This is a genomic window from Nonomuraea sp. NPDC050643 (assembly GCF_040654715.1).
Taxonomy (GTDB): domain Bacteria; phylum Actinomycetota; class Actinomycetes; order Streptosporangiales; family Streptosporangiaceae; genus Nonomuraea.
Genome location: NZ_JBFAIM010000006.1, coordinates 276,568 through 291,021 on the forward strand (window position 1 = coordinate 276,568; position 14,454 = coordinate 291,021).

General features: G+C 71.0%; 13 protein-coding genes. 7 read left to right on the plus strand and 6 right to left on the minus strand.

The features are described from left to right. Nucleotides 1-196 precede the first annotated feature (196 nt). Together AB0I15_RS10535 and AB0I15_RS10540 are read left to right on the plus strand one after the other, a co-directional pair. On the plus strand, nucleotides 197-3,103 hold the full coding sequence (locus AB0I15_RS10535; protein ID WP_358092712.1) for a M36 family metallopeptidase: 2,907 nt from the start codon (nucleotides 197-199) through the stop codon (nucleotides 3,101-3,103). A 114-nt stretch (nucleotides 3,104-3,217) separates the two neighbouring features. Beyond that, nucleotides 3,218-4,411 (plus strand): amidohydrolase family protein, encoded by a 1,194-nt coding sequence (locus AB0I15_RS10540; RefSeq protein WP_358092715.1) that lies wholly within the window; start codon nucleotides 3,218-3,220, stop codon nucleotides 4,409-4,411. 1 nt (nucleotide 4,412) lies between these two features. Here AB0I15_RS10540 and AB0I15_RS10545 read toward each other — a convergent pair whose 3' ends face one another. The 3 genes from AB0I15_RS10545 to AB0I15_RS10555 all read right to left on the minus strand — a co-directional run bounded on the left by AB0I15_RS10545 (nucleotide 4,413) and on the right by AB0I15_RS10555 (nucleotide 7,201). Beyond that, nucleotides 4,413-5,279 (minus strand): hypothetical protein, encoded by an 867-nt coding sequence (locus AB0I15_RS10545; protein ID WP_358092718.1) that lies wholly within the window; start codon nucleotides 5,277-5,279, stop codon nucleotides 4,413-4,415. A 165-nt stretch (nucleotides 5,280-5,444) separates the two neighbouring features. Next, entirely contained in the window at nucleotides 5,445-6,095 is a 651-nt protein-coding gene (locus tag AB0I15_RS10550; protein ID WP_358092721.1) for a response regulator transcription factor, read from the minus strand. Beyond that, the gene (locus AB0I15_RS10555; RefSeq protein ID WP_358092724.1) at nucleotides 6,092-7,201 is read right to left on the minus strand and encodes a histidine kinase; all 1,110 of its coding nucleotides are present in this window, start codon (nucleotides 7,199-7,201) and stop codon (nucleotides 6,092-6,094) included. The genes AB0I15_RS10550 and AB0I15_RS10555 overlap by 4 nt, the downstream gene beginning before the upstream one ends. Nucleotides 7,202-7,313: 112 nt before the next feature. Here AB0I15_RS10555 and AB0I15_RS10560 point away from each other — a divergent pair, with 112 nt between their 5' ends. The 3 genes from AB0I15_RS10560 to pip are packed head-to-tail and all read left to right on the plus strand — an operon-like array spanning nucleotide 7,314 to nucleotide 9,994. Further along, the gene (locus AB0I15_RS10560; protein WP_358092726.1) at nucleotides 7,314-8,258 is read left to right on the plus strand and encodes an ABC transporter ATP-binding protein; all 945 of its coding nucleotides are present in this window, start codon (nucleotides 7,314-7,316) and stop codon (nucleotides 8,256-8,258) included. Further along, complete coding sequence (locus tag AB0I15_RS10565; protein ID WP_358092729.1) at nucleotides 8,255-9,019, plus strand: ABC transporter permease; 765 nt, start codon at nucleotides 8,255-8,257, stop codon at nucleotides 9,017-9,019. The genes AB0I15_RS10560 and AB0I15_RS10565 overlap by 4 nt, the downstream gene beginning before the upstream one ends. Before the next feature lie 24 nt (nucleotides 9,020-9,043). Next, nucleotides 9,044-9,994 (plus strand): prolyl aminopeptidase, encoded by a 951-nt coding sequence (gene pip, locus AB0I15_RS10570; protein WP_358092732.1) that lies wholly within the window; start codon nucleotides 9,044-9,046, stop codon nucleotides 9,992-9,994. 55 nt (nucleotides 9,995-10,049) lie between these two features. Here pip and AB0I15_RS10575 read toward each other — a convergent pair whose 3' ends face one another. Together AB0I15_RS10575 and AB0I15_RS10580 are read right to left on the minus strand one after the other, a co-directional pair. Beyond that, the gene (locus tag AB0I15_RS10575; protein WP_358092735.1) at nucleotides 10,050-10,469 is read right to left on the minus strand and encodes a hypothetical protein; all 420 of its coding nucleotides are present in this window, start codon (nucleotides 10,467-10,469) and stop codon (nucleotides 10,050-10,052) included. Nucleotides 10,470-10,593: 124 nt separating this feature from the next. Continuing rightward, on the minus strand, nucleotides 10,594-11,850 hold the full coding sequence (locus AB0I15_RS10580) for a serine hydrolase domain-containing protein (protein ID WP_358092738.1): 1,257 nt from the start codon (nucleotides 11,848-11,850) through the stop codon (nucleotides 10,594-10,596). 143 nt (nucleotides 11,851-11,993) lie between these two features. Between AB0I15_RS10580 and AB0I15_RS10585 the strand changes: the two genes are divergently transcribed. Together AB0I15_RS10585 and AB0I15_RS10590 are read left to right on the plus strand one after the other, a co-directional pair. Beyond that, a complete protein-coding gene (locus AB0I15_RS10585; protein WP_358092741.1) occupies nucleotides 11,994-12,224 on the plus strand; it encodes a hypothetical protein in 231 nt (76 codons plus the stop codon). A 359-nt stretch (nucleotides 12,225-12,583) separates the two neighbouring features. Further along, complete coding sequence (locus tag AB0I15_RS10590; RefSeq protein WP_358092743.1) at nucleotides 12,584-13,627, plus strand: LacI family DNA-binding transcriptional regulator; 1,044 nt, start codon at nucleotides 12,584-12,586, stop codon at nucleotides 13,625-13,627. A gap of 238 nt (nucleotides 13,628-13,865) precedes the next feature. Here the strand turns inward: AB0I15_RS10590 and AB0I15_RS10595 are convergent, their stop codons facing one another. Continuing rightward, nucleotides 13,866-14,402: a hypothetical protein gene (locus AB0I15_RS10595; protein WP_358092746.1), complete on the minus strand. Its 537-nt coding sequence runs from the start codon at nucleotides 14,400-14,402 to the stop codon at nucleotides 13,866-13,868. Nucleotides 14,403-14,454: the final 52 nt, after the last annotated feature.

The window sequence follows — 14,454 nt, forward strand, 5'->3', positions numbered from 1 at the left end:
CTCATTCCATGTAAGGGATGGTCGCTGAGAACGACTCTTCGTGTTCGCCGAGGCGCCGGCCACCGGTCCCGCACTTATGGCCCGCTTATACGCCGATATTTCGGACTTTACAAGATCTTGTCTCTTGGTATAGAGCGGTGTTTCCTCTTGCGCAGATGCGCGCAATCTGTGCATCCCTGACACGCAGGAGGGAAACGTGTCGACCAAGCCCTGGTTACGCAGCACACTCGTCGTCGTCGCGCTCACAGCGTCGGCTCTACCCCTCGCAGGGGCCGCCCGGGGCGAACCCGGCGGGCAGGCTCCGGTGGTCCATGACTTCCAGGCGGAGAACCACGGCAAGCCCGACGTGGACAACCGTCAAGGCCGCGTACCGCCGCCGGCGGGCGCCACCGCACGCAGAGCCGGACCCGCCGCGGACGTTCACTGGAACGCTCTAGGCACCCCGGCCGCCATCACCAGCACCGAGCCCCTGGCCGAGGGTCTGGGCGCCGACCCCGCCAAGGCCGCCCGGACCTACCTCAAGAACAACGAGGCCCTCTTCGGCCTGGCGGCCGCGTCCGTCGACGCGCTCGAGACGGTCGCGGTCAACCCCATCGGCACGGGTCACGCCGTGCTGCTCCGCCAGCGCTTCGGCGACCTGCCGGCCGGCGTGGACGGTCTCGTCGCGGTCGGCCTGGCCGCCGGCGGGCAGGTCAGGCACGTCACGTCCTCGCTGTCCCGCCAGATGGGCGCGCCACCGGCCGCCGCGATCACCGCGCAGCAGGCCATGGAGATCGCGGCCAGGGACGGCGGCATCGACCTGGCGAAGGCGGTCACCAAGCAGGCCACCCCTGTGGCGGTGCCGGCGCCCGACGGGGTGCACAGCGCGTACCAGGTGGTGCTGATCGGGGGCGCCCAAGGGGAGGAGGCGGCGTACACGACGCATGTGGACGCCGTCAGCGGCGGCATCCTGACGCGGGAGAACCTCGTCGACCACCACTTCGACCCCGACAACCCGCGCTGGGACGTCTTCCCGGCGAACCCGCGTGACGACTACTCCTCCGCCGACACCCGCCGGACCTGGTGCTTCGGGCCCGGCCCCGGCTGCGACTACGTGACCGGCGGCGACCCGGCGACGGGCAAGGCGTGGGACGTCGACCACACCACGAACACGCCCACGAACACGAGCCTGGGCAACGCGGCCAGGACGTTCGAGAACCGGGCCAGCGGCGACCCGTTCACCGTCGGCACCCGCACCAACGTGCTCACGCCGAGCCGGAACTACCTCTACCCCTGGAAGAACACCTGGTACGAGGCCAAGTGCGACCCGGCCGTGTTCGACCAGCCCGGCGAGAACGACCTCGAGGCCGCCATCGCCAACCTGAACGCCATGCACAACCGCATGCACGACTGGTCATACCGGCTCGGGTTCACCGAGACCGCCTGGAACATGCAGGCGGACAACGGGGAGCGCGGCGGGCTCGGCAACGACCCCGAGCAGGGCAACGCGCAGGCGGGCGCCCGCGTCCTGTCCGTACGCGACAACGCCAACCAGATCACCGGGCCGGACGGGGTCGCGCCGATCACGAACATGTACCTGTGGCAGCCGGTCGCCGGGGCGTTCTACTCGCCGTGCGTGGACGGCGACTACGACATGTCGGTCATCGGCCACGAGTACACGCACGCGATCTCCGGCCGCATGATCGGCGGCCCGAACGCCGGTTGGAGCGGGGCCCAGGCCGGGGCCATGAACGAGAGCACCTCCGACCTGTTCGCGATGGAGCATCTCTTCGAGTTCGGGTTCCGGCCCGCCGGGAACACCCCGTACGTCACCGGTGGCTACGTCACCGGCGACAAGTCGCGCGGCATCCGGAACTACGACATGTCGAAGTCGCCCCTGAACTACAGCGACCTCAACTACGACCTCGTCGGCCAGCAGGTGCACGCGGACGGCGAGATCTGGTCGGCCACGCAGTTCGACGTGCGGGCGGCCTTCGTCAAGCGGTACGGCCAGGGCAGCGCCAAGCAGCAGCGCTCCTGCGCCGAGGGCGCGACGCCGGTGGACCGGTGCCCGGGCAACCGGCGCTGGATCCAGCTCTCGTTCGACGCCCTGCTGCTGATGGCCTCGGGCGCGGTCAGCTACGTCGACCACAGGAACGCGCTGCTGGCGGCGGACGCCATCCGCTTCGGCGGCGCCAACCAGGACATCATGTGGCGCGCGTTCGCCGAGCACGGCCTGGGGGAGGGCGCGGCCAGCACCGGCCCCAACGACCCCGACCCGACGCCGAGCTTCGTCGACCCCGAGGGCAGGAACGGCTCCCTGCGGCTCAAGCCTCTGGGCGAGGCGAAGGACGCGGCGCTGCGGCTATACGTGGGCGACTACGAGGGCCGCGTCGTCCCGGTCGCCGACACCGACCCGGCCACACCCCTCACCGACACGGTCGAGATGACCCCCGGCCTGTACGACTTCGTCGTGGCGGGCGCCGGGTTCGGTCACCAGCGGCTGAAGTACGCGGTGCTCCCGGGCGTCAAGCTGCCGCTTCCGCTGCTGCTGACCCGCAACCACGCCTCGGCGGCGGGCGGCGCGACGGCGACGGGCGACGGCGTCAACCAGGCCAAGCTGATCGACGAGACCGAGGCCACCAACTGGGCCTCGCTCACCGGCGCGCCGGCGGGCAAGTCGGTCGTGGTGGATCTGGCGGGCGACGCGCCGGTCAAGGTCCGCAGGGTCCAGGTGAGCGCCATGCTCAGGCCGAACGTCGGCGACCCGGCCGACCCCGGCGCGCAGAACCGCTTCTCCGGCCTGCGTTCGTTCGAGGTGCTGGCCTGCGCCGCGAACTGCGCGGACCCGGCGAGCTTCAAGAAGATCTACACCAGCAAGGCGGACGCGTTCAACCCGGGGCTGCCACGCCCCCGGGGCGCGGACCTGATCTTCAAGTCGTTCGACGTGCGCACGACGAGCGCCACGCACCTGATGTTCCGGGTGCTGAGCTCGCAGTGCACCGGTAATCCGCTGTATCTGGGCGAGCAGGACAACGACCCGAACTCGTCGACGGACTGCGCCACGGCCAGCCCGCAGCGGGAGCAGGTCAGGGCAGCCGAGTTCCAGGCGTACTCGCACTGACCCGACCAGGCCCGCGCTTCCCGTCTCCGGACGGGAGGCGCGGGCCTTTGGTTAGATGTCGTACTATTCTGTTAGTAGATAGTACGACATCTAACTACATGCACGGAGAGAGTCATGCGCACCCTGATCCGCAACGTCCGCCTCTTCGACGGCGAGCGCACCGTGGCCGGCGCCGACGTCCTGATCGACGGCGACCGCATCGCCGAGCCCGGCGGCCCCGCCGAGGCCGAGGTGGACGGCACGGGCCGGACCCTGCTGCCGGGCCTGATCGACGCCCACGCGCACGCCTTCGACGGCGACCTGGAGGAGGCGCTGAAGTTCGGCGTCACCACCGAACTCGACATGAACAACCTGCCGTCCGTCCTGGCCGTCCAGCGCCGCCAGGCCGCCGAACGCGACGACGTGGCGGACCTCCGCAGCTCCGGCATGATCGCCACCGCCCCCGGCGGGCACCCGACCCAGATCATGACGCCGGACGTCCTCGCGGCCCTGGGCGCCGACGGCGGTCTCGACACCGTCGCCGATCCGGGCCAGGCCAAGGCGTTCGTGGAGGCGCGGCTGGCGGAGGGCGCCGACTACCTCAAGATCGCCATCGACGACGGCGCGGTGTCCGGCATGAAGCTCCCGGCCCTCACCCCGGAGGTGGCCGCCGTCCTGGTCGAGGCGGGCCACGCCGCCGGCCTGAAGGTCGTCGCCCACACGGTCACCGCCCGCGAGGCCCTGGTCGCCCTGGACGCGGGCGTCGACGGGCTGGCCCACCTGTACTCGGACGTGGACCGGGAGGACGCCGACGAGCTGGCGGCCAGGATCGCGTCCTATGACGCGTTCGTGGTCAGCACGATCACCTTCATCGAGGCCGTCACCGGAGACCCCGGCCAGGCCGAGCTCCTGCGCGACCCGCGCACGGCCGGGCGGATGTCGGCCCGCTCGAAGGCCACGTTCGGCAGGGAGTTCACGGACATCCCCATGCACTCGCAGGGGGTGCTGAACGCGGCGCACGCGGCGGCGGCCCTGCTGCGCGCCGGTGTGCCGGTGCTGGCCGGCACGGACGCCACCCCGTTCGGCCCGGTCCACGGGGCGGGGCTGCACCACGAGCTCCTCCTCCTGACGGAGGCGGGCCTGACCCCGGAACAGGCCCTGCGCGCGGCGACGAGCCTCCCGGCCCGCTGCTTCGGCCTGAGCGACCGCGGCAGGGTCGCGCCGGGTCTGCGCGCGGACCTGCTGCTGGTCGACGGCGACCCGACCACGGACATCACGGCCACGAGGTCGATCACGGACGTGTGGCGGGCCGGCGCCCGTCAGGGGTAGGTCACAGGGGGTCGGTGGGGATGTGGGCGTAGCCCAGCAAGGTGATGCCGCACCTCGCCAGCTCCTTGGGCTCCTGGCCGTGATCCTGGCCCTTCTTGGTCGACACCAGCGCGCTCAGGCAGGAGAGCCGGGATTGGGGGACCAGCCCCAGGTGATAGCGGAACGTCAGGCCCCGGGCGCCGGGGTAGCCGCCGAACTGGCGGCGCGGCTTGGACCAGCAGCCGTCCGGGTCGGGTTCGATCAGCTCGTCCTTGCCCCAGAACAGGTGGTCGCTGCCGGCGTTGCCGTAGGCGTCGCGGGTTCTCGGGTCGGCGGATCCGAAGGGATAGAGCAGATGATCGTCCGGCACCTCGCCGGTGATCTGCCCGGTCATCTCCAGATGCATGAAGTCCTCACCGTTGTACGTGAGGCTGTAGATCATCGACTTGATCCCCAAGCCGGGATACGACGCGGAAGGGGTCGAGGTGAGCACGGCCCGGGTGGTGGGGTCGGGCGGTTTCGGGCAGGTCGTGGCCTTCGGGGCCGTCGGCTTCACCTCCGGGGCCGTCGGGCCCGCCGTCGAGCCGGCCGGGTCCGCCCCCGATCCGGCCGGGTTCACGACGGCCCGGAGGGCCACGGCCCCGCCGAGAACGATTGCCGCGCCGACGAGCATGGCCTGCTGGCCCCGGCCCGCGGGGAGACGGAAGCCGCCGCCCCCGGTGCCCGTGGGCCCGCTGAACAGAGCGATCACTCCGAGCACCACGGCGATGCCCGCGGCGACCCAGCTCATCGCCTCCAGGCCGAGGAGCACGGCGACGGCCGCCATTACCGAACTGGTCAGCACGGTGAGTCCCAGTACCCGGCCGCGCGCGTTACCGGCGTCTCCCATGGCCCCACGGTCTCCAGGCGGGAGTGGCAGGGGCAAGGGCGACGTTCGAGGCGGGGAACGCGTTGACACCATTCAACGCCGGTATCACAAGTGAGGCCTTACCGGCAGCAAAGATGTCCGGAAAAGAGTCCTTTATGAACTTAATTCATATTAAATTCGGAAATGTCAGCCGAGGACGTTTTCGTGAAGCGCCCGCAACACCGCGTTCGTACGATCTCGCGCCCCGAGCTTGAGCAGCACCGTCGAGACGTGGTTCTTGACCGTGCCCTCGGCCAGGAACAGCGCCCGCGCGATCTCACGGTTGCTGTACCCCTCCGCCACCAGCCGCAGCACCTCCAGCTCCCGCTCGGTGAGCCGCTGGATCGGCGGCAGGTCGTCGGCGTCGGGCGGGCGGCGGCGCCGGACGGCGCGCAGGAGGCGGTCGGTGATCGAGGGGGAGATGAGGGTGCCGCCGTCGGCGAGGGTGTGGATGGCCCGGGTGAGCTGCTCCAGCGTCACGTCCTTGAGGAGATAGCCGCAGGCGCCCGCGCGCATCGCGTCGAGGACCAGGGTGTCGCTGTCGAACGTGGTGAGCACGAGCACCGGCGGCGCGCCGGTCGTGCGCTCCCGCAGGGCGGTGAGGGTCCAGATGCCGTCGTGGCGGGGCATGCGCAGGTCGAGGAGGACGACGTCGGGGGCGTGCTCCTCGATGGCGGCCAGCGCGGCCATGCCGTCCTCGGCCTCGCCCACCACCTCGATGTCGTCGGTCAGGTCGAGCAGGCTGCGGATCCCCTGCCGGACGAGGGTCTGGTCGTCGACCACGAGCACCCGGATCATCGCGCGGGCATCCTGGCCGTGACGCGGAATCCGTCGCTGCCGTCGAGGCGCACCTCGCCGCCGATCGCGTCGATGCGCTCCGTCAGGCCGCGCAGGCCGTTGCCGGGGGTGACCTCGCGGCTGCCGCGGCCGTCGTCGACGGAGGTCAGCCGCAGGGTGTGGTCGGGGGTCCGCTCGATGTGGATCCGCAGGGAGGTCGCGTCGGCGTGGCGGATGGTGTTGGTGACGATCTCCTGGACGACGCGGATGAGCGTCAAGGTCAGCTCTTCCGTGGTCCGTACGTCGTCGTCGATCCGTACGCTGATGTCCAGGCCGGGGATGTCGCGGACCACGGCGGTCAGGGACTCGCGGAGGTCGGGCGCGTCGGCGCGGAGCCGGCCGACGGTTTTGCGCACGTCGCCGAGCAGGTCTCTGGCCACCCGGTTCGCGCGCTCGACGTGCTCGCGGGCGGCGGGGCCGTCGTGGTGGCGGGCCACCTCCAGTTCGAGGGTGAGCGCGGTGAGCTGGTGGCCGATGAGGTCGTGCAGGTCGCGGGCGATGCGCAGGCGCTCGTGGGTGCGGGCGGAGTCCTCGAGGACGACGCTGGCCGCCCGCAGGTCGATGTGCGCCTCGGTCAGCTCGCGGCGCATCCGCTGCTCGCGGATGATCGCGACGCTGCTCAGCAACGTCGCCGACTGGATCAGCAGGTAGAGGAACGTGCCGACGAAGACCTCGGTGGCACGGCCGCCGGTGCCGTTCATGGTCAGGGCGATGACGACGGTGTTGAGCGCGATCACCACCGGGCCGGCCCACAGCGGCAGGACGTACGCGCTCATCGTGGCCGTGAAGACCAGCAGGATCGGCAGCCACCCGGCGTTGGGCGCCGTCAGGACGGTGGCCCAGCCCAGGACGACGGCCATGCCGTAGGAGACCCGCGCCGTCCAGGGGCGGTGCTCGTCGCAGACGGCGGAGATCATCAGCGTGACCAGCAGCCCCACGAACAGCGAGGCCCACAGCGCCCGGGGCACCCGCATGCCGGCCTCGCTGAGCAGCGTCGGCGTGCCCACCACGACGCACAACAGGAGCACCGCGATGCCCGCCCAGGCGTCCGGCCCGATTCGCCGCATGCCGTCACTCTACTTGCGGCCCCGGAGGCCCCGGGGGTGCCGAAAGTCATGGGTGCGAAGGCTGACGAACGGCACAGGCTCCACCGGCGCGCCCGCCCCTAGCGTCGAGGACATGCCTGGAAACGCGACATCCATCGCCGTCGAGGCCGGCCACCTGCACAAGCGGTACGGCTCGACGGTCGCCGTCGACGACGTCAGCCTGTCGATCGACGCCGGCGAGATCTTCGGCCTCCTCGGACGGAACGGGGCCGGCAAGACGACCACCGTGGAACTGATCGCCGGGTTGCGGCGGCCCGATCGCGGCACCGTCCGCGTCCTGGGCCTGGACGCGCGGCGCGACAGGGCCCGGCTGCGGCAGGTCCTCGGCGTGCAGTTGCAGGCCAGCCATCTGCACGCCGCGCTCACGGTCACGGAGCTGGTGCGGCTGTACCGGAGCTTCTACCCGGCGCCGCTGGACGCCGGTGAGCTCATCGAGTCGGTGGGGCTGACCGCGTCGAGCCGTACGCGCTTCGCGGCCCTGTCCGGCGGGCAGCAGCAACGGCTGTCGATCGCGCTGGCGCTGGCCGGGCGGCCACGGGTGGTGATCCTGGACGAGCTCACGACCGGGCTCGACCCGGAGGCGCGCCGGCAGATGTGGTCCACCGTCGAGGACCTGCGCGACTCCGGCGTCACCGTGCTGCTCGTCAGCCACGCCATGGAGGAGGTCGAGCGGCTGTGCGACCGGGTCGCGCTGCTCGACGCGGGGCGGGTCGTCGCCCTGGACTCGCCGGCCGGACTCGTACGCGGGGCCGGGTTCGCCCAGCGGGTGACCTTCCGGGCCACGGAGCCGGTGCCCGACGGGCTCCTCGAACGGCTGGACGGGGTCGAGCGGGTACGCGTCGACGGCGACCGGGTCGTCGTCGAGGGCCGGGGCGACCTGCTCCAGGCCGTGAGCGTCGGCCTCGTACGCGCCGGCGTCGTGGTGACCGAGACGCGCAGCCGGCAGGCGACCCTGGACGACGCCTTCGTCGCCCTGACCGGGCGGCGTCTGGAGAACGAGGAGGAAGCCACCCCATGACCGATGTCGCCGTTCACCGCCCCGGTCTCCGCTCCTGGGCCGAGCTGCTGGTCTGCGAGCTGAAGATGGTCGCCCGCGACACCGCCGGGCTCATCGTGCCGATCGGCCTGCCCATCCTGATCCTGGTGATGAACGCCTCCGCGGCCGGCCGGCAGGAGCTCGCGCACGGCCGGACGGCGCTCGACGTGTACGTGCTGCCGCTGGTGTTCACGATGGTCGTGGCCACGACCGGCATCATCAACACGCCGAGCTTCCTGGCCTACTACCGCCGGAGCGGCATCCTCAGGCGTCTCGCGGTGACCCCGGCCTCGCCCGCGATGGTCCTCGTCGCCCAGGTGGCCGTCGGCGTGCTGCAGACGGGCCTCGGCATCGCCGCCGCCTGGATCCTGGCGCTGCTGGCCTTCGACGCGCAGCCTCCGGTGCGTGTCGGCGCGGCCGTCGGCGTGGTCGCGCTGACCACGGCCGCCATGTACGCCGTCGGCATGATCGTCGCCGCGCTCGCACCCACCCCGAACTCCGCCGTGGCCATCGGCCTGGCCCTGTACTTCGTGCTCGGCGCCCTCGGGGGCATGTTCGGCGGCCGGGACAGCCTGCCCGGCGCGATCGGCGCGATCGGTGAATGGCTGCCGTTCGGTGCCGCCGTCGAGGCCCTGTCGGCCGCCTGGTCCGGCGCGCCCGTCGCGGCCGCCCACCTGATCGGCCTGTCGGCCGGCGTGGTGATCGGGGTGGCCGTCGCCGCCGCGTTCTTCCGCTGGGAGTAGGCCGAGGTGGTATGTCTAGAAATCATGGGATACAGGGACTTTTATCCGCCGATTGAGCCGTACGAGACCGGGATGCTCGACCTCGGAGACGGTCAGGAGCTCTACTGGGAGGTGTGCGGGAACCCCGACGGCAAGCCCGCCGTGTTCCTGCACGGCGGGCCGGGCGGCGGGGTGCTGCCGGCCCAGCGGCGGTTCTTCGATCCCGAGGCCTATCGGATCGTCCTGTTCGACCAGCGCAACTGCGGGCGCAGCCGGCCGCATGCCGGGGACCCCGGCGTGTCGCTCGAGGCCAACACCACCTGGCATCTCGTCGAGGACATCGAGCGGCTCAGGCAGGCCCTGGGGATCGAGCGGTGGCTGGTGTTCGGGGGGTCGTGGGGGAGCACGCTGGCGCTGGCGTACGCGCGGCGGCACCCGGAGCGGGTCAGCGAGCTCGTCCTGCGCGGCGTCTACCTGGCCGGGGCCGCCAACGCCACGTGGGCCTTCACGGGCGCGGGCGCGGCGTGCCTGTTCCCGGCCGAGTGGGCGGCCTTCCGCGACCACATTCCGGCCGGGGAACGCGACGACCTGGTGGCCGCCTATCACCGCAGGCTGTTCGACCCCGACCCGGCGGTGCACGTCCCGGCCGCGTGGGCCTGGGCCGCGTGGGAACTGTCCGCCAACACGCTGCTGCCCGTACCGCTTCCGCCCCTCAGCGACCGCGAGGTGGTGGGGTTCTCGCGGATCGAGGCCCACTACTTCCGCCAGGCCTGCTTCCTCGACGAGGGCGAGCTGCTCGACGCCGACCCGATCAGGCACATCCCGGGCGTGATCGTCAACGGGCGCTACGACATCAAGACGCCGCCCGAGGCGGCCTGGGACCTGCATCTGGCCTGGCCGGAGGCCGAGTTCCACATGGTGGAGGACGCCGGGCACGCCGGGGCGGAGCCCGGGACGCTGCACCGGCTCATCGAGGCCACCGATCGTTTCCGGTGAAACGGTGACATGGGTGTGGCCCGGCACCCCCCGTGCCGGGCCACACCTGGTCGGTCTAGTAGATGCGGTACTTCTTGCCGCAGTTGTCGAACTTGCCGGCCCAGCAGGTGTAGGTGTAGACCTTCTTGATCCCGCGGCCGCTCCAGGAGCCGACGACCTTGCCGTCCCAGGACTTGTTGAACTTGTGCCAGCCGCCGTTCTGGTAGTATTCGAACCAGACCCAGCCCTTCTTGCCGCCGCTCTTGTCCACGCCGTACCACTTCGTGTGGACCTTGCCGCCCGACTTCCACGTCTTGCCGTACGTGTACGCCTTGCGGTCGCTGGAGAAGAACTTGCCCCAGCTTCCGTAGGACTGGGTGCCGGCGGTGGCGGCCTGGGCGGCGGACTGGGTGGTGGCCTGGGCGGCCGGGCTGAGGGCGAGGCCGGTGACGGCCATCGAGCCGGCGAGTGCGGCGATCGCGAGAGTCTTACGCATTTCGGGTTTCCTCCCCCTGTCGGTGCTGCCGGAGTGATCCGGCAGCAGGGACATTACGGAGAACCGGCGCGATCATCTGTGGAGAAATCCACACCCCCAGGGTGATCGGCGACACAGCACGCCATCAGCGCTTGACCGACACCCCATCGAGGGGGAACGGGGTGAACGACGGCCGCGACGTCCTCGCCTGCGCGGAGTCCGGCCCGCACGTCGCCAGCAGGAGGTGCTCGACGAGCGCGAAGTCGATCGGGCTGGGCACGATCTGGCCGTTCTCGTCGATGCTCTGGTACTTGATGCGGTTGACCCCGAACGAGATCTGGCGGCTCCCGTCGGCGGTCGCCAGCGACTGCGTGGCCATGCCGAACACGCCGCCGTCGTGCCCCCAGAACCGGCCGCACGGCAGGTCGAGGGAGTAGAGACCGAGACCGTAGTCGATCGGCGCGCCGCCGGCCAGCACCGTGACCGTCTTCTGCATCTCGGCCACCAGCGTGGGGCTGATCAGCTCGCCGCGCAGCAGCAGGCGGTAGAAGCGGTTGAGGTCGCTCATCGTGGACGTGACCGCGCCCGCCGTCGTGGCCCACGACATGTTGTAGACGCTGTAGTCACGCGGCGGGTCGATGAAGCCGAACAGCGACTCGTACGCCTTCGAGTGCGGCCCGGGGATGCGCGGCGTGCGCGGGAACGACGTGTCGCGCAGGCCGGCCTTACGGATGACGAACCGGGTGATGTACTGCTCCGCCTCCATGCCGGTGACCTTCTCCAGGAGCAGGCCGGCGAGGACGTAGTTGGTGTTGGAGTACGACCCGGGCACCGCTCCCGGCTCCCCGGTCGGCGTCCCGGCCAGGCCCAGGCCGGCCAGCTCCGTCTTGCCGATCTGGCGGAAGCGGTGCTCGTCGAGGCTTCTGCCCGAGGGCTCGTACAGCGAGGGGAAGGCCGGGCCCACGTAGTCGGCGATGTGGCTGGTGTGGTTGAGCAACATCCGCACGGTGATCCGCTGCCCGCGCTCGCCGGGCACCAGGTCGGGCAGGTAGCGGCCGATGGGGGCGTCCAGCTCGACCTTGCCGGCGGCGACCTGCTGGAGCACGGCCACCGAGGTGAACGTCTTGGAGATGCTGCCGACCCGGTGCACCATGTCCGGCCGCACGGGGCGGCGCGTGTCCACGTCGGCCACGCCGGCGGCGCCCTTCCAGCTCCTGGCCCCTTCGCGGACCTCCGAGTAGATGCCGTACATGCCGGCCTCGTGCACCGCGTCGAGGGACTTCTGCAGCGCTTTCCGGTCGAGCCCGGGGTCCGCCGACGCGGCGGCGGTGCCGGGGACGGTCAGGGTGCCGGCGGCGAGCAACGCGCCGGCCACGAGGGCCGTCCGGCGTGACATTGACATATGAGCAAAGTGGCGGAATTTCATGGGGTCAGCATGATTGAGCGGACGGTCGGCGGGTTAGTCCACGGTGTCATCGGCCTTATATGACATGCGTCATGTCGAATACACGTGGATTGGCGGAGGGTGCCGGATGGAGCGGGTGAGTGCTGCTGTCGTTCTGGGTGTCCCGGTTCGGCGATTTGGTGGGCGCCGGGCGGCTCATCACCATGCGGCGTATTTTCGAGCAGGTCTCCGCGTTCTTTTCCGACAATCTGAAATTGAGCGAGCTGAAGGTGCTCGCCGTGCTCGCCTGTGTTTATCTGCTGAGCGCCCGGGCCGGCGACGCTCGCCGCCTTCACCTTGTTCGGGCGATCCGGCCCAGGAACCGCGGCTGAAGATCAAGCTCGTCCAGCGTGCGGCAGGAGGCCGACAGCGCCCGTTCCGCCGTCGGCGTCACCGATCCCGCGGTCGAACAGGCCCTGCGGAAGGCCGGGCGCGCTGGCGACCGTCATCGAGCACGAGGCCAGGGACGTTCGTCACGGACGTCGACATGCTCGCCGAGCGGGCCACAAGGAGCGGCCGCCCGCGCTCGGCGGATATCCCCGGGCGCCGGAGTTCACCGCCCCGAAACCGGTGGCCCCGCCACGGGGTGTACCCGCGCTTCCGCTGACGGGCGAAGGCCTTACCGGCCGGGAAGGGGAATGACAGTACTCTTCATAACCGGTCGGTACGCCCTTCGGAAAGGACAGAGCGGATGCCCCACGCGGCGAGGCCCACGGTCACGCTGCACGACGTGGCCGCGGCGGCAGGGGTCTCGGTCGCCACCGCGTCCCGGGTCCTCAGCGGCAGCGCCAGGAAGGTCGCCCCCGAGTACGAGGCCCGCGTGCTGGCCGCCGCCGCGGCCCTGCGGTACACGGTGGACGCCGCGGCCAGGGCGATGCGCCGGGCGAGCGACGCGATCGCGCTCGTGGCCGACGACCTGACGACGCCGTCGATGGGCATGGTCGTGTCCGCCATGGAGCGCGAGGCGCGTACGGCCGGGGCCTTCGTCACCGTGTCGGCCACCATGGGCGCGCCGGAGCGGCAGTCCGAGACCGTCCGCGTCCTCCGGTCGCTGCGCCCCCGCGCGCTCGTGGTCACCTCGAACCGGTATCTGGCGGGCGAGGTGGATGTGCGGCTGGTGAAGGAACTCCGGGCGTTCGAGCGGGAAGGCGGGCGGGTCGTGATCGTCGGCGAGACGGACATGACTTTCGACTCGATCGGCTTCGACAATTTCCGGGTCGGGCTCACCATGGGGACCTTCGTCGCGGAAATCGGGCACCGCCGGGTGGCGATATTCGCGGGTGCCGGGAACCTGCGCAACCTGGGCGACCGCACCGCCGGATTCACCGCGGGATTGTGCGCCGGGGGCGTTGACGAACGGGATATCCGGGTCGTTCAGTGCGAGGTCGGCCGCCGTGGCGGATTCGACTCGGCGCGGTCGCTGGCCGAAGCGGGAATGGACGGCGTGGAGGCGGTTCTCGCGGTCAACGACATTGTCGCCGTCGGTGCCTTGGCCGGGTTTCGCGCCGCCGGCGTGTCGGTGCCCGGCGACGTTTCCGTGACCGGGGTCGACGACATACCGCTCGCCTATGACGTCACGCCCCGTCTGACGACGGTGGCGCTCCCGCTGGCCCAGGCCGGGGCGGAGGCGATCCGCATCGTCCTGGGCGAGGCGGGCACCGGCCGCCGCATGAGCGTCGACGGCCACCTGGTCATCCGCGACAGCACCCGCCCCCGCCCCCGCCCCCGCCCCTGAGCCTCGCGCCGGCGGCCGTGCGGGCTGTTGCCGATCTGTGACGGCAGGACGTTCCGGGCCTCTTCGCCGGCGGTCGCGATCACTGTCCGTGATATTCGGCGGGGAGGCCCGGCCGTGGGCCGCGGGGCGGCGGGCCCGGTGGCGCGCCCCGGCAGGAGGCGTGCCGCCGCACTTCCGGACGGCTCTCACGAGGTGTGTCGACCCTGGTCGGCGCGGCGGATCGGTGCGGCGGCGGGCGCTAACACCCCGTGACGGCCCGTGTGATCACCCGCCGCGCGGCCTCCCGCCGACGCTCTTGACGCTCGGGTAACGGCCATGCAAACTGCGGAATACGTTTTCCCAGAGCGGCTGATCCGTCTCTCGGTGACAGGAGGTCACGAATGAGGAGGCACGCGTGAGCGCTCTCGGCGAGCTGCAGCGCATGCGCAAGGGCAGCCGCGGAACCCTGGGCGACAAGAAGGACAACAAGGCCGCTTTCGTGTTCCTCGCGCCCTGGTTCGCCGGACTGCTGCTCATCACGGCGGGCCCCATCGTGGCCTCCCTCGTGCTGGGCTTCACCGACTACAACCTGATCCAGCCGCCCGTCTTCAACGGCCTGGACAACTGGACCCGCATGCTCGGCGACGCCCGCCTGCACCACGCGCTGGGCGTGACGCTGGTCTACGTCGTCGTCTCGGTCCCGCGGTGCCAGCACCATCGAGGCGATCATCAAACGGCACACCGAAGAGGTGCTGTTCGACCGGCAGACGCCGGAGCAGGCGGCCAAGACGTTCATCACCGAACTCCAGGCCGAAATCGACGGCGCCTGACCACCCATCGAAGGAACA